The organism is Rhodanobacter thiooxydans (assembly GCF_021545845.1).
Classification (GTDB): Bacteria; Pseudomonadota; Gammaproteobacteria; order Xanthomonadales; family Rhodanobacteraceae; genus Rhodanobacter.
On the sequence record NZ_CP088923.1, the window covers coordinates 2995684 to 3018064 of the forward strand.

17 protein-coding genes and 1 tRNA gene are annotated in these 22381 nt (G+C 66.7%); 6 read left to right on the top strand and 12 right to left on the bottom strand.

What is annotated here, in order from left to right:
* Positions 1-37: 37 nt before the first annotated feature.
* From phoR to LRK53_RS13615, 6 genes are all read left to right on the top strand, one after another.
* The gene (gene phoR / locus LRK53_RS13590) at positions 38-1306 is read left to right on the top strand and encodes a phosphate regulon sensor histidine kinase PhoR (protein ID WP_027493929.1); all 1269 of its coding nucleotides are present in this window, start codon (positions 38-40) and stop codon (positions 1304-1306) included.
* Positions 1307-1358: 52 nt separating this feature from the next.
* Entirely contained in the window at positions 1359-3452 is a 2094-nt protein-coding gene (ppk1, locus tag LRK53_RS13595) for a polyphosphate kinase 1 (RefSeq protein WP_027493930.1), read from the top strand.
* 81 nt (positions 3453-3533) lie between these two features.
* Positions 3534-5051 (top strand): Ppx/GppA phosphatase family protein, encoded by a 1518-nt coding sequence (locus tag LRK53_RS13600; RefSeq protein ID WP_027493931.1) that lies wholly within the window; start codon positions 3534-3536, stop codon positions 5049-5051.
* A gap of 69 nt (positions 5052-5120) precedes the next feature.
* Positions 5121-5831, top strand: coding sequence for a peptidylprolyl isomerase (locus LRK53_RS13605; protein ID WP_027493932.1), 711 nt, complete (start codon positions 5121-5123; stop codon positions 5829-5831).
* 7 nt (positions 5832-5838) lie between these two features.
* Entirely contained in the window at positions 5839-6567 is a 729-nt protein-coding gene (locus LRK53_RS13610; protein ID WP_027493933.1) for a UDP-2,3-diacylglucosamine diphosphatase, read from the top strand.
* Between the two features lie 54 nt (positions 6568-6621).
* Complete coding sequence (locus LRK53_RS13615) at positions 6622-7446, top strand: class I SAM-dependent methyltransferase (protein WP_051257653.1); 825 nt, start codon at positions 6622-6624, stop codon at positions 7444-7446.
* A gap of 654 nt (positions 7447-8100) precedes the next feature.
* On the opposite strand, the gene LRK53_RS13620 is transcribed toward LRK53_RS13615, so the two are convergent.
* The 12 genes from LRK53_RS13620 to LRK53_RS13675 form a co-directional block, all read right to left on the bottom strand.
* A tRNA-Ser gene (locus tag LRK53_RS13620) sits at positions 8101-8193 on the bottom strand.
* Positions 8194-8271: 78 nt separating this feature from the next.
* Positions 8272-8475, bottom strand: a complete 204-nt coding sequence (csrA, locus tag LRK53_RS13625) for a carbon storage regulator CsrA (RefSeq protein WP_235642320.1) — start codon at positions 8473-8475, stop codon at positions 8272-8274.
* A 269-nt stretch (positions 8476-8744) separates the two neighbouring features.
* Positions 8745-11372, bottom strand: coding sequence for an alanine--tRNA ligase (alaS, locus tag LRK53_RS13630; RefSeq protein ID WP_027493935.1), 2628 nt, complete (start codon positions 11370-11372; stop codon positions 8745-8747).
* Positions 11373-11455: 83 nt separating this feature from the next.
* On the bottom strand, positions 11456-11974 hold the full coding sequence (locus tag LRK53_RS13635; RefSeq protein ID WP_235642321.1) for a regulatory protein RecX: 519 nt from the start codon (positions 11972-11974) through the stop codon (positions 11456-11458).
* A 65-nt stretch (positions 11975-12039) separates the two neighbouring features.
* On the bottom strand, positions 12040-13074 hold the full coding sequence (recA, locus tag LRK53_RS13640; protein ID WP_027493937.1) for a recombinase RecA: 1035 nt from the start codon (positions 13072-13074) through the stop codon (positions 12040-12042).
* 137 nt (positions 13075-13211) lie between these two features.
* A complete protein-coding gene (locus LRK53_RS13645; protein ID WP_027493938.1) occupies positions 13212-13721 on the bottom strand; it encodes a CinA family protein in 510 nt (169 codons plus the stop codon).
* Positions 13722-14355: 634 nt separating this feature from the next.
* Positions 14356-16044 carry an AMP-binding protein gene (locus LRK53_RS13650; protein ID WP_051257654.1) on the bottom strand — a complete coding sequence of 563 codons (1689 nt, stop codon included), beginning with the start codon at positions 16042-16044 and terminating at the stop codon, positions 14356-14358.
* An 81-nt stretch (positions 16045-16125) separates the two neighbouring features.
* Positions 16126-16443, bottom strand: coding sequence for an SCP2 sterol-binding domain-containing protein (locus LRK53_RS13655; RefSeq protein ID WP_027493940.1), 318 nt, complete (start codon positions 16441-16443; stop codon positions 16126-16128).
* Between the two features lie 181 nt (positions 16444-16624).
* A complete protein-coding gene (locus tag LRK53_RS13660) occupies positions 16625-17662 on the bottom strand; it encodes a CaiB/BaiF CoA transferase family protein (protein ID WP_235642322.1) in 1038 nt (345 codons plus the stop codon).
* Positions 17659-19809, bottom strand: a complete 2151-nt coding sequence (locus LRK53_RS13665; RefSeq protein WP_027493942.1) for a 3-hydroxyacyl-CoA dehydrogenase NAD-binding domain-containing protein — start codon at positions 19807-19809, stop codon at positions 17659-17661. The genes LRK53_RS13660 and LRK53_RS13665 overlap by 4 nt, the downstream gene beginning before the upstream one ends.
* Before the next feature lie 13 nt (positions 19810-19822).
* On the bottom strand, positions 19823-21028 hold the full coding sequence (locus LRK53_RS13670; protein ID WP_027493943.1) for an acetyl-CoA C-acetyltransferase: 1206 nt from the start codon (positions 21026-21028) through the stop codon (positions 19823-19825).
* A gap of 49 nt (positions 21029-21077) precedes the next feature.
* On the bottom strand, positions 21078-22232 hold the full coding sequence (locus LRK53_RS13675; protein ID WP_027493944.1) for an acyl-CoA dehydrogenase family protein: 1155 nt from the start codon (positions 22230-22232) through the stop codon (positions 21078-21080).
* Positions 22233-22381: the final 149 nt, after the last annotated feature.

Here is a 22381-nt window from a genome sequence, read left to right on the forward strand (position 1 = left end):
GCCGATGCTGCATGCCTTTCACACGCCGGTGCGCCGCATGACCTCGCCCCTCTCCTCCCCCTGGAAACTGCCCGCGGCACTCGCCGCGGCGCTGGGTGCCGGTGCCGCGTTCGGCTGGCTCACCGGCGGGCATGCGGTGGCGGGCATCGCGCTGGTCGCCGTGGCCGAAGTCGTCTTGCTGCTGACCCGAATCCGTCATCAAACGCAGGCCATGATGACGGCACCGGCGAATGCCAGCCATCTCCAGTATGACCGTTTCATGACGCGCTCCCGCCGCATCGCCTCTTCCCTGCGCGATCTTCGCAATGCCGCCAGCCACTTGCCGGACGCGGTGGTGCTGCTCGACGGGCAGCAGCAGATCCGCTGGTTCAACCACGCCGCCGAGAACCTGCTCGGGCTGCGCCGTCCGCTCGATCGCGGCGCCTCGCTGCAGCAGCGGCTGGCCGGCTCGGAGCTGGCCGGCTGGCTGCGCGACGGCGCGCACGAGCCGCTCACCGACGCCACCGCGCCCGGCCGCGCGGACAGCCAGCTCAACGTCAGCCTGCTGCCGTTCGGCGAGCACGAACAGCTGCTGCTGGCACACGACATCAGCCACCAGAACCGGCTCGAACAGGTGCGCCGCGACTTCGTGGCGAACGTGTCACACGAGTTGCGCACGCCGCTGACGGTGATCCATGGCTACCTCGAACTGCTCGACCCGGAGGACGTGCCCGAGCTGGCGCCGGTGCTGGACGAAATGCGCACGCAGTCCAAACGCATGGGGCAGATCGTGGAGGATCTGCTGACCCTGTCGCGGCTGGAGACCCAGCACGAAGTGGTCGACGAGCGCGTGCCGATGGCGGCACTGCTGGCCACCGTGCGCAAGGAAGCCGAGGCGCTCAGCCAGGGTCGCCACCGCATCGTGCTGGAGTCCACCGCCGAAACGGACCTGCTCGGTTCGCCGAAGGACCTGCACAGCGCGCTGTCGAACCTGGCCAGCAATGCGGTGCGCTATACGCCGGCTGGCGGCAGCATCGCCATCCGCTGGCAGCGCGTGGCCGACGGCGCGGTGTACTCGGTCAGCGACACCGGCTTCGGCATCCCCGCCTCGCACCTGGCCCGGCTTACCGAACGCTTCTACCGGGTTTCCTCCAGCCGCTCGCGCGAAAGCGGCGGCACCGGTTTGGGCCTGTCGATCGTCAAGCACGTGCTGAACCTGCACCAAGCGCAGTTGAAGATCGAGAGCACGCCGGGCGCCGGTTCCACCTTCTCCTGCCACTTCGGCCCGGCACGGCTGCTGGCTCCCGGCAGCGGCAACGAAAGCTGAGAGCCGCGGCGGCGCGGCATGCAATGGCCCGGACCATGCGCCAGAATGCGGCATGGCCCACCCCTCGCCCACCCCGCCCGATGCCACCGACCTGAGCGCCCCCGGCCTGTACCTGAGCCGGGAGCTGGCCGCGCTGGAGTTCAATTTCCGCGTGCTGGCGATGGCCAGCGACAGCACCGTGCCGCTGCTGGAGCGATTGCGCTACCTGAGCATCGTGGCGAACAACCTCGACGAGTTCTTCGAGGTGCGGGTGGCGATGCTCAAGCACCACCATGCCTACGGCTCGGCCGCGCCGGGGCCCGACGGCATCTCCTCCGGCGAGCTGCTGGCGCGCATCCGCAGCCGCGTGCTGGACCTGGTCGCCGCACAATACGCCGCCTGGCAGGAGCAGATAAGCCCGCAGCTCGACGCCGAGCAGATCCACATCCTCACCCGCAAGAGCTGGAGCCCGCGCCAGCACCGCTGGCTGCGCGGTTACTTCGAACACGAGGTGTTGCCGGTGCTGTCGCCGCTGGGGTTGGACCCGGCGCATCCGTTCCCGCGCATCCTCAACAAGACGCTGAACATCGCGGTGGTGCTGCGCGGCCGCGACGCATTCGGCCACGAAGGCCACATGGCGCTGGTGCGCGCCCCGCGCTCGCTGCCGCGGATCATCCGCGTGCCCGCCGAAGTCAGCGGCCCCGGCGAACACTTCGTGTTTCTCGCCGAACTGCTGCAGGCCTTCGTCGACCTGATGTTCCCTGGCCTCAAGGTGGTCGGCTCGTACCAGTTCCGGGTCACCCGCAACAGCGAGCTGATCGTCGAGGAGGCCGAGGTGGAGAACCTTGCCCTGGCGCTCAGCGAGGAACTGGTCGGGCGCGGCTACGCGCGGCCGGTGCGCCTGGAAATCGCCAACGATTGCCCGAAGGCGATCACCGCGATGCTGACCCACAACTTCGAGCTGGACGACGCCGACGTGTACCGCTGCGACGGCCCGGTCAACATCATCCGCGCCGGCCTGATCTACGACTGGCTGGACCGGCCGGAGCTGAAGTTCCCGCGCTTCAACCCGCAGCTGCCGCCGGCACTCGAGAGCAGCCGCAACAAGTTCGACGTGATCGGCCAGCACGACGTACTGCTGCACCACCCGTACCAGAGCTTCAACGCGGTGATCGACCTGCTGCGCCAGGCCGCCGCCGACCCGCAGGTGCTGGCGATCAAGCAAACGCTGTACCGCGCCGGCGAGGACACTCCGCTGGTCGACCTGCTGGTGGAGGCCGCGCGCAACGGCAAGGACGTCACGGTGGTGATCGAGCTGCGCGCGCGCTTCGACGAGGAGGCCAACATCCGCCTCGCCACGCGGCTACAGGAAGCCGGCGTGCAGGTGGTCTACGGCGTGGTCGGCTACAAGACCCACGCCAAGATGATGCTGATCGTGCGGCGCGAGGGCGAGGCGCTGCGCCGCTACGTGCACCTGTCCACCGGCAACTACCACCAGGCCAACAGCCGCATGTACACCGACATCGGCCTGATGACGGCGAACCCCGAGATCGGCGAGGACCTGCACAAGGTGTTCCAGCAGCTGTCCGGGCTGGGCCCGATCATCGAGCTGAAGCGGCTGCTGCACTCACCGTTCACGCTATATCCCAGCGTGCTGGCGAAGATCGAGCGCGAGACCGCGCACGCGCAGGCCGGCCGCCCCGCGCGCATCGTGGCCAAGCTCAACGCGCTGAACGAGGCGCGCGTGATCGAGGCGCTGTACCGCGCTTCGCAGGCCGGCGTGGAGATCGACCTGATCGTGCGCGGCGCCTGCACCTTGCGCCCGGGCCTGCCCGGCGTCTCCGAGCGCATCCGCGTGCGCTCGATCGTGGGGCGCTTCCTCGAACACAGCCGGGTGTACTGGTTCGCCAACGATGGCGACGCCGAGATCTACTGCGCCAGCGCCGACTGGATGGAACGCAACCTGATGCGGCGGATCGAGGTGGCGTTCCCGATCCTCGACCCCGAACTGGCCGCGCGCGTGTTCGAGGAAACCCTGGCCAACGGGCTGGCCGACAATACCCAGGCCTGGCGGCTCGGCGCCGACGGCCGCTACACCCGCGCCGAACCCGGCGACAACCCGCCGTACAGCGCACAGCAGGGTCTGCTCGAGCGCTACAACACGTGAACCCTTGCGCATGAAGCAGCGTTTCGCCCATTCCATGCGTGCATGCGAGAATCCGAGCTTTACCGTCGCCGGAGCCCGGGCGTGAGTCCAGCCGAACAGACACCGATCCGCGACGGCGAACTGCTCGCCGCGGTGGACATGGGCTCGAACAGCTTCCACCTGGTGGTGGCGCGCATGGAACATGGCGAGCCGCGCGTGATCGACCGCCTGCGCGACACCGTACGCATGGCCGCCGGCCTGCGCGCCGACGGCACCCTGGATGCCGAACGGCGCGCCCGCGCGTTGGCCTGCCTGGCCCGTTTCGGCCAGCGCATCGCCGGCCTGCCGTCGATGCGGGTGCGTGCGGTGGCCACCAACACGGTGCGCCGGCTGGCCTCGCCGCAGACCTTCCTGACCGCCGCCGAGGCGGCGCTGGGCCATCCGATCGAGGTGGTCTCCGGGCGCGAGGAAGGACGCCTGATCTTCCTCGGCGCCGCCCACGACCTGCCCGCCTCGCGCGAGCCGCGTCTCGTCATCGACGTCGGCGGCGGCAGCACCGAGTTCATCATCGGCCGCGGGCTGGCGCCGCTGCACACCGAAAGCGTGCAGGCCGGCTGCATCGCCTCGACGCTGCGCTTCTTCCCCGGCGGCAAGCTCACCCGCAAGCGCTGGCAACGCGCGCGCAGCGAGATCGGCGTGCTGCTGCAGCAGTTCGCCGAGGACTACCGCGAATCGGGTTGGCAGGACGTCTATGGTTCCTCCGGCACCGCCAAGTCGATCGGCGCGGTGGTGCAGGCGATGAAGTTCTCCGACGACGGCATCACCCCGACCTCGCTCGCCGCGCTGGCCGATGCACTGGTCGCGCAGGGCCAGATCGGCACGCTCAAGCTGCCGGGCCTGGTCGAGGAGCGCGCGCCGGTGATCGCCGGCGGCGTGGTGATTTTCGAGGCGGCCTTCGCCGCGCTCGGCATCGAACGATTGCGCGTATGCGAAAGCTCGATGCGCGAAGGCCTGCTGTGGGACCTGCTCGGCCGTGCCGGCGGCAGTGACCCGCGCACCGCCAGTATCGACGCACTGGCCACCCGCTACGGCGTCGACCGCGCCCAGGCACGGCGGGTCGAGTCGACCGCGCTGATGCTGTTCGACCAGGTCGCGCGCGCCTGGAAGCTGGACGCCGACGCCCGCGAGTGGCTGTCGTGGGCGTCGCGCGTGCACGAGATCGGCCTGGCCATCGCGCACAGCCAGCACCACCACCACGGCGCGTACATCCTGCGCCACGCCGATCTGGCCGGCTTCTCGCGGCAGGAGCAGCAGCTGCTGGCGGCGGTAGTGGAGATGCACCGGCGCAAGCCGGACAAGGCGGCGGCCGCTGCGCTGCCGCAGCGCTACCGCCAGCTGGCCCGCTACACCACCGCGCTGCTGCGCCTGGCGGTGCTGTTCCGCCGCGCGCGCCGCGCCGAATCGCTGCCGCAGATGAAGCTCGCCGCCACCAGCAAGTCGCTGCGGCTGACCCTGCCGCTGGCCTGGTTCGAGCAGCACCCGCTCAGCGAAGCCGACCTGCAGCAGGAACAGGCGCCGATGGCCGATCTCGGCATCAAGCTGGACATCTCCAGCAGCTGATCGCGCCGACAAACCCGCTTCAGCTGCGGCCGCGTATCATGTCCGGACGCCCAGACCATTCCGATGCCCATGTCGAAATTCCTGCTCGCCACGCTGCTGCTGATCCTGTCGCCAACGCTGGCAGCGCAAGCCGCCAAACCGGCGCCGGCCGCCACCGCCGCCACGCCATCGCCGCAGGTCATGCTGCGCACCTCACAGGGTGACATCACGCTGGAGCTGTACCCGGACAAGGCGCCCAAGAGCGTGGCCAATTTCCTGCAGTACGTGCGCGACGGTTTCTACGATGGCACCGTGCTGCACCGTGCCATCCCCGGTTATCTGGTGCAGGGTGGTCTGTACACCCGCGACCTGCAGCCCAAGCGCACGCGCTCGGCGGTTGCCAACGAGGCGGACAACGGCCTGTCCAACCTGCGCGGCACGGTGGCCGTCGCCCGCGGCGCCGACCCGAACTCCGGCACCGCGCAATTCTTCTTCAACCTGGTCGACAACCGCCGGCTGGATTTCGTCGGCACCCAGAGCGGGCTGACCTGGGGCTATACCGTATTCGGCAAGGTCATCAAGGGCATGGACGTGGTCGACAAGATCGCTGCCCTGCCCACCCGCCCGCTCGGCCCGTTCGCCGGCGACGTGCCGAACCCGCTGGTGCTGATCAAGAGCGCCCAGGTGGTCGGTGAGGAAGCCCCGCCCGCCACGGCCACGGCGGCACCGGCCGCCGCAGCAAGCATCGCCCCTGCGCCCAAACCGCGCAGGAAAGCCGCCAAGCCCACCGGCAAGGGCTGACGACGCGATGGCCACCCTGTTCATCGCCGACCTGCATCTGGACCCCGGTCGCCCACAGATCACCGGACTGTTCGAGCGCTATCTCACCGGCGACGAAGTGCGCCACGCCGATGCGCTGTACATCCTCGGCGACCTGGTCGAGGCCTGGGTCGGCGACGACGACGACGCCGAGCTGCCGCTGCGCATCGCCGCCGCCACCCGCGCCGTGCGCGACGCTGGGGTGCCGGTGTACTTCATGGTCGGCAACCGCGATTTCCTGCTCGGCCCGGCGTTCGCCGAACGCGCCGGCCTGAGCCTGCTCGACGACGGCACCGCGCACGACATCCAGGGTCAGCGCACCCTGCTGATGCACGGCGACCTGCTTTGCACCGACGACCTCGCCTACCAGGCGGTACGCCGGCAGGTACGCACGCCCGAGTGGCAGGCACAGATCCTGGCGATGCCGCTGCAGGCGCGCCGCGCGTTCGCCGCCAAGGCGCGCGAGGACAGCAAGGCGTACACCGGCAGCACCATCGAAAGCATCATGGACGTCAACACGCAGGCCGTGGCCGAGGCTATGCGCAAGGCGGGCGTGACCCGACTGATCCACGGCCACACGCACCGGCCCGCCGTGCACGACTTCCGGCTCGACGGCGCACCGGCGCAACGGATCGTGCTGGGCGACTGGTACGAGCACGGCTCGGTGCTGCGGGTGGATGCGACCGGGGTCGAACTGCGCGGACTGGCGGTGACATGAATCGCCTCGCGCCGGCATGCAGCCGCCGCCGAGCCAGCGGGGCAAGGTGAGTCGATGTCCGGCCTCCTCGGCGATACGGCGGCTCGCGACTACTCGCGCAAATTGCGCTTGTTCAACGCCTTCGCCGAAGCCGAGCTTCGCCTGGCCATCGCCAGCCTGGACCCGCAGCCCGGTGCACGCGTACTCGACGCGGGTTGCGGCACCGGCGAGGCGCTGCGTTGGTTCGCCGACGCAGTAGGCCCTGCCGGTACCGTGGTCGGCATCGACCTGGCGGCAGCGCACGCGACCGCCGCCCGCGCATGCGCTCCCGCCCAGGCCCTGGTGCTGCAGGCGGACCTGCTGCATGCACCGCTATGCGCCGGCAGCTTCGACCGGGTCTGGTGCATGAACACGGTCAACCACCTGCGCGATCCGCTGGCCGGCGCCGAGCGGCTGGCTGCCCTGCTGCGCCCCGCCGGACGCATCGCGCTGTGCCAGAGCTCGCTGCTGCCGGACATGTACTTCGCCTGGGACGCGCGGCTCGAGCGCCTGGTCAACGAAGCGGTGCGCCAGTACTACCGCGACCGTTACGGCGTCAGCGAACGCGAGCTGGCGGCAGTCCGCGCCCTGGTCGGCGTGCTGCGCCGAGCGCCATTGCGCAAGGTCCGCGCGCAGACGTTCGTGATCGAGCGCGTATCCCCGCTCGGCGCAGCCGACGAGGCCTATCTGGCCGAAGCCATCTTCCGCGACAGCTGGGGAACGCGGTTGCAGCCGTACCTGTCCAGCGCCGACTACGATGAACTCGCGCGCCTGTGCGACCCACAGCACCCGCAGTTCGCCCTGCGTCGAACGGACTTCCATTTCCTGCAGACTTTCACGGTGGTGAGCGGGGAGCTGTGAGGTTGAGCGGCAAGCAGGCAGGATGAATCGCCTGCACTGCATCCTTTCGCCGGGCGCGCAAAAAACACCCCTCAATGAAGGACGGACCAGCGTGATGCCTGCAAGGGATTGTTCGGCCCGTTCATGGGCCTCACTTCTCCGCGCTGCGCGCTCCAGGGCCAGCCTGCGGCTGTCCAAAATTGTTCCAGACAACTTTGTCGAACGAAGAGTTTCGTCCACCACCTCTCTCCGCCAGATACGCAAAACGCCCCTTGCGGGCTCGACTTTGATTGACGACACGGCGGCACGGCGTGCGGGATTGTGAATCCCATCCATGGGATTCACCCTTCCGCGCTGCGCGCTCCAGGGCCAGCCTGCGGCTGTCCAAAATTGTTCCAGACAATTTTGTCGAACGAAGAGTTTCGTCCACCACCTCTCTCCGCCAGATACGCAAAACGCCCCTTGCGGGCTCGACTTTGATTGACGACACGGCGGCACGGCGTGCGGGATTGTGAATCCCATCCATGGGATTCACCCTTCCGCGCTGCGCGCTCCAGGGCCAGCCTGCAGCTGTCCAATTTTGTTCCAGACAAAATTGTCGAACCCGTCAGGGCTCGTCCACCACCTCTCTCCGCCAGATACGCAAAACGCCCCTTGCGGGGCGCTTTGCGTATCTGGCGGAGAGAGAGGGATTCGAACCCTCGATAAGGCTTTTGACCCTATACTCCCTTAGCAGGGGAGCCCCTTCGGCCACTCGGGCATCTCTCCGGGGTTTTCTTCGCATTGCTGCGGAGCCGGCAAGGATACCGACGGACGCGGTCGAGGTAAAGCCTCAGTTTCGCGGGATCAATGCTCGGTGGACTCATCAGGCGCACCGCCAGCGTCGTGTTCGCCCTTGATCCGCTGGTAGATCTCTTCGCGGTGAACCGCCACGGTTTTCGGTGCATTGATGCCGATGCGCACCTGGTTGCCTTTCACACCAAGAACGGTAACGGTCACCTCGTCGCCGATCATCAGGGTTTCACCGACCCTGCGGGTCAGAATCAACATGATTGCTACTCCATAGTGCTGTTGGTCACAGGCCTGCGGATCGATGGTGCCTCACCCCTGAGCGCCCACCTTCCACAGTTCGACGATTGATCCGCCGAAGGCCCTACCGCCTTCCCGGCTCACAGCCAAAACACTCCTGAGCGTCCTGACTGGCGACACCACCGTTACCGATCGCGCCGACACCTGGTCGATAGTAACTGAGCCGGATTCTTCTGTGCAATGCGTCTGGATCGTGACAAGTGGCGCGTTCAGCCAGCATCGGGCGCGGGCTACTGGGCTGATATCCAGTCAGGCAACGACGACAGGATGGCTGGCAGGTTCGGCGCGTCCGTGCCGCCTCCCTGCGCCATGTCCGGCCGGCCCCCGCCCTTGCCGTCGATCTGCCCGGCGACGTGGGCGACCACGCTGCCGGCCTTCACCCGAGCAAGCGCCTTGCCGTGCACGCCGGCAATCAGCGAAACGCGGCCCTCGGCCGCGCCGGCCAACAGCACCACGCAGTCGCCGAGCTGCTGCTTGAGCTGGTCCACGCTGTCACGCAGCGACTTCGCGTCGAGGCCTTCCAGCCGGGCCGCGACGACCTTGATGCCGTCGACATCCTTCGCCGAACCGGCCAGGTCGGCTGTGGCGGAACCGGCGGCCTTGCTGCGCAGCGACTCGAGCTCGCGCTCGAGCTTCCTCTGGCGCTCGAACAGCTGGCGCAGCTTCTCCACCGCGTCGTCGCCGTTGCTGGAGAGCAGCTGCGAGAACTCGGTCAGGCGGCGCTCCTCGTCGGCCACCCAGGCCAGCGCGCCGGTACCGGTGACCGCTTCGATGCGGCGCACACCGGAGGCGACGCCAGCCTCGCTGACGATCTTGAACAGGCCGATGTCGCCTGTACGCCCCACGTGCGTGCCGCCGCACAGCTCGGTGGAGAAGTCGCCCATCTTCAGCACGCGCACCTCGTCGCCGTACTTCTCGCCGAACAGCGCCATCGCGCCGAAGGCGATGGCATCGTCGTAGGCCATGTGCCGCACTTCGGCAGCGGCATTGCGACGCACCTCGGCGTTCACCAGCGCCTCGACCCGGACCAGCTCGTCGTGGCTCATCGGTTTGCGGTGCGAGAAATCGAAGCGCAGCCGCTCCGGTGCCACCAGCGAGCCCTTCTGCGCGACGTGGGTGCCTAGCACCTGACGCAACGCAGCGTGCAGCAGATGGGTGGCCGAATGGTTCAGCACGATGGCCTGGCGACGCGCGGCGTCGACCTGCGCATCCACCCTGTCGCCGGCCTTCAGCGGCTGTGCGCCGTGCCAGGTGCCGGCGTGGCCGAAGAACACGCCACCCATCTTCAGCGTGTCGTCGACCTCGAAGCGGCCGGCCGGATTGGACAGCATGCCGGTATCGCCGACCTGCCCGCCCGACTCCGCGTAGAACGGCGTGCGATCAAGAATCACGAAACCCTGCTCGCCCTTGCCCAACTGCTCGACCTGCTTGCCGCCGCGCACGATGCCGAGCACCTTGCTGCCGCTGCCGTGCAGTGCCTCGTAGCCGAGGAAGACCGTGGGCTTGAGCTGACTGGCCAGCTCGGCCGGCATCTGGCCCTTGGCCTCAAACTTGCCGGCGGCGCGGGCGCGCTCGCGCTGTTCGTTCATGGCCTGCTCGAAGCCGGCCATGTCCACTTCCAGTCCGCGCTCGCGCGCGATGTCGGCGGTGAGGTCCACCGGGAAGCCATAGGTGTCGTAGAGACGGAACGCATCGGCGCCGGGGATGATCCTGCCCGACTTCGCCGCGACCTCGTCGAACAGGCGCATGCCGTGCTCCAGCGTTTCGCCGAAACGATGCTCCTCGGTGCGCAACGCGTCCTCGACGAAGGCCTGCTTCGCTGGCAGCTCGGGGTAGGCCTGGCCCATCTCCTCGACCAGCGGCTGCACCATCTTCCAGAAGAAGTCGCCGCGTACGCCGAGCATCCAGCCGTGCCGCAGCGCGCGGCGGATGATCCGGCGCAGCACGTAGCCGCGGCCCTCGTTGGACGGCAGCACGCCGTCGACGATCAGGAAGGCGCAGGCGCGAATGTGGTCGGCGATCACACGCAGCGACTTGTTGGCCAGGTCCTTTGTGCCGGTGAGCTCGCCTGCGACGCGGATCAGGTGCGCGAACAGGTCGATCTCGTAGTTCGAATGCACGTGCTGCAGCACGGCGGCCAGGCGCTCCAGGCCCATGCCGGTATCCACGCATGGCGCGGGCAGCGGCGACAGCGTGCCGTCCGGCGCGCGATCGAACTGCATGAACACCAGGTTCCAGATCTCGATGTAGCGGTCGCCGTCCTCGTCCGGCGAGCCGGGCGGCCCGCCGGCCACACCGGGACCGTGGTCGTAGAAGATCTCGGTGCAGGGGCCGCAGGGACCGGTGTCGGCCATCTGCCAGAAATTGTCGGACGCATAGGGCGCGCCCTTGTTGTCGCCGATGCGCACGATGCGCTCGGCCGGTACGCCGACCTGCTTGTGCCAGATGTCGAAGGCTTCGTCGTCGGTGTGGTAGACGGTGACCCACAGCTTCTCGGCGGGCAGCTTGAACACGCCGGTGAGCAGCTCCCATGCCCAGGTGATCGCCTCGCGCTTGAAGTAGTCGCCGAACGACCAGTTGCCCAGCATCTCGAAGAAGGTGTGGTGGCGCGCGGTGTAGCCCACGGCGTCCAGGTCGTTGTGCTTGCCGCCGGCGCGCAGGCAGCGCTGCACGTCGGCCGCGCGCACGTAAGGCAGCTTCTCGCTGCCGAGAAACACATTCTTGAACGGCACCATGCCCGAGTTGGTGAACAGCAGCGTCGGATCGCTGGCCGGCACCAGCGAGCTGGACGGCACGATGGTGTGGCCCTTGGAGCGGAAGTAATCGAGGAAGGCGGAACGGATGTCGGAGGTTTTCATGCGGATCAAGGTGGCGGGCGACAAGGGCCACACCGCGGCCAGACCGACCGACCCATCAGCCCGTCATCCACGGATGACGGGTTTCAGGAAATATCGTCGGCTTCGTCCACTTCGGCGTGGGTAACATTCCGTACTGTGGCGGCGCCAAAGCCGCGGCGCAAGAGGAATTGCGCCCGGCGTGAGCGTTCGGCCGGGTCCGCCGTGCCCGCGCTGCCGTAGCGGCGGCGCAACTGGACAGCGGCCGAGACGTCCCAATCGACCTCCGCGGCATCCAGCAATTCACGGATGCGCGCGTCGGCCAGGCCATGGCTTTTCAGCTCCACGCGCAAGCGCAACGGGCCGTAGCCCTGGGCGATCCGGTTGCGCAGCAGCGCCTCGGCGAAACGGCCGTCGTCCTGGTAGTGCTGCTCGCCGAGCCGGTCCAGCGCGGCGGTGGCCTCGCCGCCCTCGTAGCCGCCCTGGCGCAGCTTGGTCTTCAGTTCCTTGCGCGAATGCTCGCGCCGCGCCAGCAGGCCCAGCGCCTTGTCGTAGGCGCTGCGCTTCGGCTTGGCCGACGGATCTTCGCCGGAGTGGCCCTTGCCGGGCGGGCGTTTCATGGCCATGCAAACGGACATGGCCCGGGCAAGCCGGGCCATGTCTTGGGCAGGGAACCGTCAACCGGCACGGCTCACGCTTCCTCGAGTGCCTCTGCCGCGGCGGCAGCCGGCTTGCCGACCGGCACCAGCAGGCGCTCGCGCAGCTGCTTGTCGATCTCGTTGGCGATCGCCGGGTTGTCGCGCAGGAACTGGCGCACGTTCTCCTTGCCCTGGCCGATGCGGTCGCCGTTGTAGCTGTACCAGGCACCGGACTTGTCGATCAGGTTCTGCGCCACGCCCAGCTCGATGATCTCGCCCTCGCGCGAGGTGCCCTCGCCGTACAGGATCTCGAACTCGCACTGGCGGAACGGCGGCGCCACCTTGTTCTTGACCACCTTGACGCGGGTTTCCGAGCCGATGATCTCCTCGCCCTTCTTCACCGCGCCGATGCGGCGGATGTCCAGCCGCACCGAGGCGTAGAACTTCAGCGCGTTGCCGCCGGTGGTGGTCTCGGGGCTGCCGAACATCACGCCGATCTTCATGCGGATCTGGTTGATGAAGATCACCAGGCAGCCGGACTTCTTGATGTTGGCGGTGAGCTTGCGCAGCGCCTGGCTCATCAGGCGGGCGTGCAGGCCAACGTGGGAGTCGCCCATCTCGCCCTCGATTTCCGCCTTCGGGGTCAGCGCGGCGACCGAGTCGACCACCACCATGTCCACCGCGCCGGAGCGCACCAGCATGTCGGCGATTTCCAGCGCCTGTTCGCCGGTGTCCGGCTGCGACACCAGCAGGTCGTCGACCTTGACGCCCAGCTTCTCCGCGTAGCTCGGGTCGAGCGCGTGCTCGGCGTCGATGAAGGCGGCGGTGCCGCCGGCACGCTGGCAGTTGGCGATCGCCTGCAGGGTCATGGTGGTCTTGCCGGACGACTCCGGCCCGTAGATCTCGACCACGCGGCCGCGCGGCAGGCCACCGACACCGAGCGCGATGTCCAGCCCCAGCGAACCGGTGGAGACCGTCTCGACCGGTTCGTTGACGCGGTCACCCATGCGCATCACGGCGCCTTTGCCGAACTGCTTTTCGATCTGGCCGAGGGCGGAGGTGAGCGCCTTGCGCTTGTTGTCATCCATCGTCTTGTGTTCCGGTTGGACTGTGATTGAGGTGCATGATGCCCGGATCGGATCTCACGGGCTGCGATCGGGTCGGATCGCCAGCGACGGTGCCAGTATCCCACACCGGTCAAGCCGGTCTGGCGGCCGATCGCGCATCACTCCGTCAGCGTTTTGCGCAAGCCGATGAGCGCTGCCGCCACGGTCTGCCGCCGCACCGCCTCGCGGTCGCCGGGAAAATGGAACAGCTGCGCATGGCCGTAGCCGCCGCGGCGCTTCCAGCTGATCCACACCGTGCCGACCGGCTTGTCCGACGTGCCACCGGAAGGTCCGGCGATACCAGTCACCGCCACTGCCACGCCGGCGCCGAAGCGCGCCAGTGCGCCGGATACCATCTCCAGCGCGGTTTCCTCGCTGACCGCCCCGCTGTGCTCCAGCGTGCGCGGATTGACCCCGAGCAGCGCCTCCTTCGCCTCGTAGCTGTAGGTCACCACGCCGGCGTCGAACCAGGCCGAGCTGCCCGGCAGGTCGGTGAGCGTCTTGGCGATCCAGCCGCCGGTGCACGACTCGGCCGTCACCAGCATCAGCCGGCAGCGCTGTACTTCGGTGGCCACCTCGCCGGCCAGCGCCTGCAGCTCGGCATCGGTAGGAACGGATGAGGACTCCATGCGAGACTCCCGGACTTGGACGAAACTTTGCGCCAGGCGCAGGGGCACCGTTCTACCCGTTCCGCGCGACCACGCCAAGACTTGCATTGCATGAGCCAAGACGATCTCACCAGGCACACCCCGTTCATGCGCCAGTACATGCGTGTGGTTAGCGAACCCGAGAGGGGCGCGGGTTTCGAGACATCCGCCATCTCATGAAATCCCATTTGGACGCATCTTGGACCCCAAAAAGAGGGCTATCGGGGTGCAAACCCCGTTGCCCACTTGGACACCGGCGTTTTGTGTCATCACGTTTAACCGTCCAAACGACGGTGGCTGCGTGCCCACTGGGCAGCGCCGAAGCCATGTCACGACGTGGATAACGCGTGCAGCCGCGACCAGGCCAGCTTCTTCAACGAGCCTGAGCGCTGGGAACGGCCCGACCGAAGGGCATTCCGGATGAAATCACCGCGACGGCCGCAATGAGAATGGAGCGAGGTGGAGGGAATCGACGACGCTCAAGGGATGCGCACGGGATGGACCGCGTACGTGGCAGGACTGGTTCGTCACGTTCCCTGGGGTAGACATCGTCTTCATCGCCCGGCGGCCGCAAGGCGGCCAATGACTGCCGGGCGCTGGAGCGACTAGCGCGCGATTACTTTTCCCAGATGACTTTTTGGTCCATCGCGAGCCATGCGCCGGCGTTGTCCAGATAGCGATCCTCGATCGCCTGGCGCTTGATCTTCAGCGTCGGCGTAAGCAGGCCGTTCTCGGTGGTCCAGCTGTCCTTGACGACCACCGCGTAACCGAGCTGTTCGTGGTGTTCCACGTTCGCGTTGACTTGCTCCAGCAGCGCAGCGAGCTCGGCGTCCAGCGTATTGCGCAGACCGGGATCGGCATCCACGACCTGCTGCACTTCCGGCGCGAGGCGCAGCAGCGCGAACGGCTGCGGCTGCCCGGGGCCGGTAACGCAGGCGCTTTCCAGTTTTGGATGGTTGCCGAGCTCGTTCTCGATCAGCGCCGGCGCGACATATTTGCCGCGAGCCGTCTTGAACAGATCCTTGACCCGACCGGTAATGCGCAAGCGTCCATCCGCATCGATCTCACCGCGATCGCCCGTGCAGAAAAAGCCGTCGGGCAACATGACCTGTGCCGTCAGTTCCGGCCGCTTGTAGTAACCCATCATCTGGCCCGGACTTCTGACCAGCACTTCGCCGGTGGGCGCGATGCGCGCCTGCACGCCGCGCAGGCAGGTGCCGACGTAGCCGATCCGCACATCTCCCGGGCGGCAGCTGTGTGAAACAGCGAGGTTCTCGCTCATGCCGTAACCCTCGAGTAGCGTCAGGCCGAGCCGGCGGTACCAGGCGATGATGTCGGCGGCCAGTGGTGCCGAGCCGGTGATGGCAACGCGCACCTGATCGAGGCCCAGACCACGGAGAATCTTTCGCTTGACCAGCCGCGAGACCAGCGGCAACGCAAACAACCGCCGCTGTTTCGACGGCGACAGTTTGGCATTGACGCCCTGCTGGAACTTGGTCCAGAGCCGCGGCACCGAAAAGAAGATCGTCGGTCGCGCGCGCCGGATGTCGTGCACGAAGCTGTCCATGTTGTTGCAGAAGTACATGTGCAGTCCGACGTACAGCGAGCTGGACTCCACAATGGCGCGCTCGGCGGCATGCGCCAGCGGCAGATACGACAGCAGCCGGTCCTCGCGGGTGATCACGATCATCTCGGTGAAAGCGGGCCCCGGCGCCATCATGCTGCGATAGTTGTGCATCACCCCTTTCGGTTGCCCGGTACTGCCTGAGGTGTAAATGATGGAGCACAGTTCCTCGGGCATTGCGTCATGCACTGGCTGCAGCGGTGCATGCCGGGCGACAAGGTCGTCCCACTGCGGGATGTCGGCGCGCGGAGTCATCGGCAGGCCGAGCAACGGCAGGTCCGGCGGAAGCATTTTTTCAATCTGTGGCCAGTTGTCGCTGCTGCCGTCGAGTTTGCCGACGAACAGCAGCCGCGCTTCGCTGTGGTCAAGGATGTAGCGCGCCGTCTCGGCACCGAGCGTGGGATACATCGGCACGCTGACGTGGCCGGCCATCATGATGGCGAGGTCGGCGATAATCCAGTGCGCGCTGTTCTTGCCCAGGATCGCAATGCTGCTGCCCGCTGGAAGCCGCAGCGAGCGCAGATACGCCGCCATGCATCGCGCCTGCAGGCCAACCTCGGCCCAGCTGTAATCGACCACGCTGCCATCGGGGAAAGGCTGGGTCAGATAGATGGCGTCCGGCCGTTCGCGTTCCCACACCTGGAATTGATGCAGCAACGTCGGTGCGTTGGCCTCAACCATCACGACTCCACCTTCGCGCGGGGCAACGTTCACTGATGGGTCGAGTTGTGCACGATGCACATCGGCATGCGCACTATACGGTCACTGCAATTTGCTGGCGTCGAAATAACGGCCCAGCTGTGCCGCCAAGGCCATGTCGCCTTGCAGCTTCAGCTTGCCGGTCATCATCGCTGCCATGCCGTCAAGCTTGCCGGTCAACAGGCTGACCAGGTCGCCGTCGGACATCTTCAACGAGAGGTCGGCGTTTTCGGCGCTCCCTTCCATCACTTCGCACGCGCCGTTGCGGATCACCACGTAGGCCGGCTGGCTGATGTTGAACTGGATGGTGCGATCGACACCGGCGGTGCTCTGCAGATTGATCGCGAGGGGCAGCTTGTGCAGCAATTCGAGTGCGCTCATGGCATCGGTCTCTCTGATGGAATGGAAAGAAGCAGACGGGAATGGCACTGACTTACTGTAAGCGCATAGCCTCAATTTCCGTCATTCCTGCGAAAGCCGGAATCCAGTGACTTCAGGGCTGCCAGAGGCGCTGGATCCCCGCTTTCGCGGGGATGACGAGCATAAGTCAGTGCCATTCGAATCAGACGGCGGCCCAGGCTTGCGCCCGGAAGCCGTCGGCAAACAGGGGATGGGCCTGGGCTTCGGCCATGGTCAGCACCGGCGTGACGCAGGCATCGGCGGTTTCGAAACGTTCCGCCCAGTACGCCAGCGGCTGCGTGATCACCAGCATGGCGACTTCCTCGCGCAACGCATGGTTCTGCTTGGTGCCGGGCATCTGTCCACGCTGCCAATGTCGCTCGACCCAGTCGGGTCGCCCGAACACCGCGCATGCCGCTTTCCAGAATTTGAATTCGAGCGCCGCCACCGCCAGCTGGCGGCCGTCGACGGTGGCGTAGAGGTTGTAACAAGGCAATCCGCCGTTGAGCAGATCCTCCCCCGCGCCGGGCGCGCGACCCAGCATGGGGGCGAACAAGGACGAGGTGGCCCTGGGCAGTATCAGGTGCGCGTGAACGCCGTGGGTCATGCTGATATCGATGTGCCGACCATGACCGCGACGTTGCGCATCGAACACTGCCGCGAGAATCGCGATGCAGGCCATCGAGCCGCCACCGGCCATGTCGCCCCACTGCACGTTGGACAAGGCCAGCTCCCCGGTCGGTGCGCGCATCTGGTCAAGCGCGCCCGACATGGCCATGAAGTTCAGGTCGTGCCCGGCGCACTGCGACCAGTTGCCGTGCTGGCCGTAGCCGGTGATCGACACCATCACCAGCTGCGGATTGATCGTCTTGAGCCGGTCGAAGTCCAGGCCCATCGACGACAGGAGGCCCGGACGGAAGCTGTCGACCATGACCTCGGCCTCCGCCAGCCACTCGCGCAACTGGTCGAGATCGGTCGGTTGGCGGAAATCAAGGCGGCGGCTTTCCTTGTCGTGGTTCAGCGCCTCGAACAACGGCCCGAGTGGACGGGTCGGGTCGCCTTCCGGCGGTTCGACCTTGATGACCGTGGCGCCGAGATCGGCCAGCATCCGCGTGCAGAACGGCCCCGGCAGGTTGCGCGACAAATCGACCACGCGCAGCCCCGCGAGGAGACCGGACATTGGGTCGCGATCGGCGCTCACGCCGCGCCCTCGAAGCGCCCGCCAACGGCGGCCTGCTTCACCACGATGTCGGCGGGTGCGAAGCGCGCGCCGTAGCGTTCGGCCAGTTCACGCGAACGTGCCACGAATCCTGCCGCTCCCATCGCGCTGATGAACTGCAGTGCACCACCGTGGAACGGCGCGAAGCCCCAGCCGAAGATCGAGCCGATGTTGGCGTCGGCCACCGAACGCACCACGTTCTCCTCGAAGCAGCGCGCGGCTTCGTTGGCCTGCACAAACATCAGGCGGTCGATCAGTTCCTGCTGCGTGGGCTGTTCGGCTGCGGTCGGATACAGCCTGGTCAGCTCCGGCCACAGGTGCTTGTCCCGACCGTCGTAGTCGTACAGGCCCTTGCCGGTTTTCCTGCCCAGGCGCTGGTGCGTGCCACCGATCATGCGCAGCACCGGCTCGCCCGGATGCTCGGGCAACGGTTTGCCTTCGGCGGCCAGATCCTTGCGGGTCTGGTCGGCGACATGCAACGACAGGCCCAGCGAGACTTCATCCTGCAGCGCCAGCGGCGGCATCGGCATGCCGGCCTTGATGCCGGCCGCCTCGATCGAGCGCGGATGCACGCCTTCGCCCAGCATCGCCAAGCCTTCCATCACGTAGGTGGCAAACACGCGCGAGGTGTAGAAGCCGCGGCTGTCGTTGACCACGATCGGGGTCTTGCCGATCTGCAGCACGTAGTCGAAACCGCGTGCCAGTGTTTCGTTCGAGGTTTGCTCGCCGACGATGATCTCGACCAGCGGCATCTTGTCCACCGGCGAGAAGAAATGCAGGCCGATGAAGTTTTTCGGGCGCACACTGGCCTTGGCCAGGCCGGTGATCGGCAGGGTGGAGGTATTGGATGCGAACACCGCATCGGCAGCGATTACCGCCTCGGCTTTCTGCGTGCAGGCCGCCTTGATGGCGCGATCCTCGAACACCGCCTCGATCACCAGATCACAGCCTTGCAGGTCTTCGTAACGGGTGGTCGGCGTGATCTTTGCCAACAACGCATCGCGCTTGTCCGGCGTGCTGCGGCCGCGCAAAATGGCCTTGTTGAGCAGACCTTGCGAATACGACTTGCCCTTCTCGGCGTTCTCGATCGTGGTGTCGAGCAGGATCACCTCGATGCCGGCCTTGGCCGAAACGTAGGCGATGCCCGCCCCCATCATGCCCGCACCGAGGATGCCGATTTTACGCACCCTGCACGGCGCCACGCCGGCCGGGCGCGACTGGCCCTTCTTGATCGCGTTGAGCTGGTGCCACAGCGTGCCGATCATATTCCTCGATTCCTGCGATACCACGCAGGCAGCAAAGTAGCGCGACTCCACCTGGCAGGCCGCATCGAAATCCAGCAGGCAACCTTCGAACAGGCACGACATGATGTGGCCGATCGCGGGGTAGTTGCCGTGCGCCTTGGCGTTGGCTATGGACGGTGCAATCGCCAGCAACTGCACCACGCCCGGGTGCTTGCTGTCGCCGCCCGGAATGCGGAAGCCCTGCTTGTCCCACGGCTGCGCGGCACGCGGATTGGCCACGCACCACGCACGCGATTTCTGCAGCAGTTCCTCGCGGCTGGTGGCAAGGTCGTTGACCAGACCCAGGCCCCTGGCCTCGGCGGCGCGCAGTTCGGTGCCCTGAGTAAGCAGTTCAAAACTCTTCTGGATGCCGATCATGCGCGGCAACCGCTGGGTGCCCCCGCCGCCGGGCAGCAGGCCCAGCTTGACCTCGGGCAGGCCGAGCTTGAGCGCGGCCTCGTCCAGCGCGAAACGCGCATGGCAGGCCAGCGCCACTTCAAGGCCGCCGCCCAAGGCGGTGCCGTTGAGCGCAGCGACTACCGGCTTGCCGCACTTTTCGATCCGGCGCAGCAGCGCCTTCAAGTCTTCGCAGAGGCTGAAGGCTTCCTCGGCTGTGCTGATCGCGGTGAGCTGATCGATGTCGGCACCGACGATGAAGGTCGACTTGCCGGAAGTGAGCACGAGGCCCTTGATGGCCTCCTCTTTCTCCAGCCGCTCGACGATGGCGGCGAACGGTGCGACCAGCTCGGGGTTGAGCACGTTCATCGCGCGGCCGGGCTGGTCAAAGGTGACCAGGCCGATGCCGTCGGCGTCGATCTCGAGGGTGACAGGGTTGTTAGCGGTCATGGCGTGGGCCTCCTCAGATGCGTTCGATGATGGTGGCGATGCCCATGCCGGCACCGATGCACAAGCTGGCCAGCGCGATGCTCTGGTCGCGGCGTTCAAGTTCATCCAGCGCCGTGCCGAGAATCGCCGCGCCGGTCGCACCCAGCGGATGGCCCAACGCGATCGCGCCGCCATTGACATTGACCCGGTCCAGCGACACACCCAGATCGCGCGCGGTTTTCATCGGCACGGTGGCGAACGCCTCGTTGATTTCCCACAGATCGATGTCGGCCGGCGTCATGCCGAGTTTGCCCAGCGCCTTGCGACAGGCCGCGGTCGGACCCGTCAGCATGATGGTGGGTTCTGAACCGACCACCGCGGCCATGCGCACACGGGCGCGCGGTTTCAGGCCGGCGTGAATGCCGGCTTCCTTGCTGCCCAGCAACAGCAGCGCCGCGCCGTCGACGATGCCCGACGAATTGCCGGCATGGTGAACATGGTGAATTTTCTCGACCGTGGTGTATTTCGCCATCGCGGTGGCGTCGAAACCCATCTGGCCCATCTGTTCGAACGAGGGATTGAGCTTGGCTAGCGATTCGACCGAACTGCCCGGACGGATCGTCTCGTCCCGGTCCAGCAGCAGCATGCCGTTGAGATCCTTCACCGCGACGATGGATTTATCGAAACGCCCTTCGCCCTGCGCGAGCGCGGCGCGACGATGCGATTCGGCGGCGAAGGCATCCAGGTCCTGACGACTGAAACCTTCGAGCGTGGCGATCAGGTCGGCGCTGATGCCCTGCGGCACGAAGCCCAGCGCGCTGTTGACGCGCGGATCCATGAACCACGCGCCGCCGTCGCTGCCCATTGCCCAGCGGCTCATCGATTCGACGCCACCGGCGACCACCATGTCTTCCATGCCGGCGGCGATCTTGGCGGCGGCCATGTTGGTCGCCTCCAGGCCCGAGCCGCAGTAACGCGACAGCGTCACCCCGGCCACACTCTGCGCCCAGCCTGCGTCGAGCACAGCGGTGCGCGCGATATCCGCGCCCTGTTCACCGACCGGCGTGACGCAACCCAGCACCACGTCGTCGACCCGCGCGGTGTCGAGCTGGTTGCGCCGCTGCAGTTCCTGCAACAGCGTGCGCAGCAGCCACACCGGCGTGGCCTGATGCAGGCTGCCGTCTTTCTTGCCTTTGCCGCGTGGGGTGCGCACGGCGTCGTAGATATAGGCCTCGGTCATGTGAAATCCTTAGCTGGGAGTCGATGGGTGATGCGGAAAGGCGCGCGCATCAAAGGAAACGCGATGCCAGTTCCTTCATGATTTCGTTGGTGCCGCCGTAGATGCGCTGTACCCTCGAGTCGGCCCACAGGCGTGCGATCGGGTATTCCTTCATGTAGCCGTAGCCGCCAAACAACTGCAGGCACTCGTCGACCAGCTTGCACTGGTTGTCGGTGACCCAGTACTTGGTCAGTGCTGCGCGATCGATGCCCAGCTCGCCCTTGAGATGGGCCACCATCGCCGCGTCGACCAGTGCGCGCGACGCCAGCAACAGCGCCTGGCATTCGGCCAGCTTGAAGCGGGTGTTCTGGAACGCGAAGATCGGCTTGCCGAACGCCGTGCGCTCCTTGGTATAGGCCACGGTGACCTGCATCGCGAGCTCCATCGCGGCGATGCCGCCGACGGACACGATCAGCCGTTCCTGCGGCAGCTCCTGCATCATCTGGAAGAAGCCCTGGCCTTCCTCGCCGCCCAGCAGGTTGTCCGCCGGCACCATCACGTCATCGAAGAACAGCTCGGAGGTGTCCTGCGACTCCATGCCGATTTTTTCGAGGTTGCGCCCGCGTCGAAATCCCTGCGCATCGTCGGTTTCAACCACCAGCAGCGAAATACCCTGCGCGCCCTGCTCCTTGTCGGTCTTGCAGGCGACCACGACGAGGTTGGCCAGCTGGCCGTTGCTGATGAAGGTCTTGCTGCCGCTGAGGCGATAGTGATCACCTTCGCGAACCGCCAGCGTGCGCAGGCCCTGCAAATCCGAACCGGTGCCCGGCTCGGTCATGGCGATGGCGGCGATCAGCTCGCCGGTGGCCATCCGCGGCAACCAGCGCTGCTTCTGTGCCTCGGTGCCGCAGTGCAGGATGTATTGCGCGACGATGCCCGAATGCACCGAGCCGCCGAAGCCGCCGATCCCGGCCTCGCCCTGGGCATACAGCAGCGCGGCCTCATGGCCAAAGTCGCCGCCCGCGCCGCCGTACTGCTCCGGCACCGAGGCGCACAGGAAACCGTTCGCGCCCGCCTGCTCCCACGCCTCACGGTCCATCATGCCGGCTTCGCGCCAGGCCGCATCCTTCGGCACCCACTGCTCCTTGAAGAAGCGGATGGCGGACTCCTGCAGCATCCGGTGCTCGTCCGTCATCCAGGCGGCGGGGAAGTTCTGTATGGCCAAGAGGTGTCTCCTCGATACGGGTCGGGCGGGATCGGCGGGCGGCTCTTCTGAAAATATTGGTAACTGTAATTACCAATTCGACAACGATCACCAGCCTGGCTGGCTGAAGAAGTCAACAGCGCGCCAACGTGGTCGATCGTTGTGCTCTC

Excerpts from the sequence above, each read along its gene's own strand:
- recA (WP_027493937.1), bottom strand. The coding sequence starts at position 13,074 with ATGGATGACAACAAGCGCAAGGCGCTCACCTCCGCCCTCGGCCAGATC.
- LRK53_RS13665 (WP_027493942.1), bottom strand. The coding sequence starts at position 19,809 with ATGACCGCTAACAACCCTGTCACCCTCGAGATCGACGCCGACGGCATC.
- alaS (WP_027493935.1), bottom strand. The coding sequence starts at position 11,372 with ATGAAAACCTCCGACATCCGTTCCGCCTTCCTCGATTACTTCCGCTCC.
- LRK53_RS13605 (WP_027493932.1), top strand. The coding sequence starts at position 5,121 with ATGTCGAAATTCCTGCTCGCCACGCTGCTGCTGATCCTGTCGCCAACG.
- phoR (WP_027493929.1), top strand. The coding sequence starts at position 38 with ATGACCTCGCCCCTCTCCTCCCCCTGGAAACTGCCCGCGGCACTCGCC.
- LRK53_RS13655 (WP_027493940.1), bottom strand. The coding sequence starts at position 16,443 with ATGAGCGCACTCGAATTGCTGCACAAGCTGCCCCTCGCGATCAATCTG.
- LRK53_RS13635 (WP_235642321.1), bottom strand. The coding sequence starts at position 11,974 with ATGGCCATGAAACGCCCGCCCGGCAAGGGCCACTCCGGCGAAGATCCG.
- LRK53_RS13670 (WP_027493943.1), bottom strand. The coding sequence starts at position 21,028 with ATGACCGAGGCCTATATCTACGACGCCGTGCGCACCCCACGCGGCAAA.
- LRK53_RS13650 (WP_051257654.1), bottom strand. The coding sequence starts at position 16,044 with ATGGTTGAGGCCAACGCACCGACGTTGCTGCATCAATTCCAGGTGTGG.
- ppk1 (WP_027493930.1), top strand. The coding sequence starts at position 1,359 with ATGGCCCACCCCTCGCCCACCCCGCCCGATGCCACCGACCTGAGCGCC.
- LRK53_RS13645 (WP_027493938.1), bottom strand. The coding sequence starts at position 13,721 with ATGGAGTCCTCATCCGTTCCTACCGATGCCGAGCTGCAGGCGCTGGCC.
- LRK53_RS13610 (WP_027493933.1), top strand. The coding sequence starts at position 5,839 with ATGGCCACCCTGTTCATCGCCGACCTGCATCTGGACCCCGGTCGCCCA.
- csrA (WP_235642320.1), bottom strand. The coding sequence starts at position 8,475 with ATGTTGATTCTGACCCGCAGGGTCGGTGAAACCCTGATGATCGGCGAC.
- LRK53_RS13615 (WP_051257653.1), top strand. The coding sequence starts at position 6,622 with ATGTCCGGCCTCCTCGGCGATACGGCGGCTCGCGACTACTCGCGCAAA.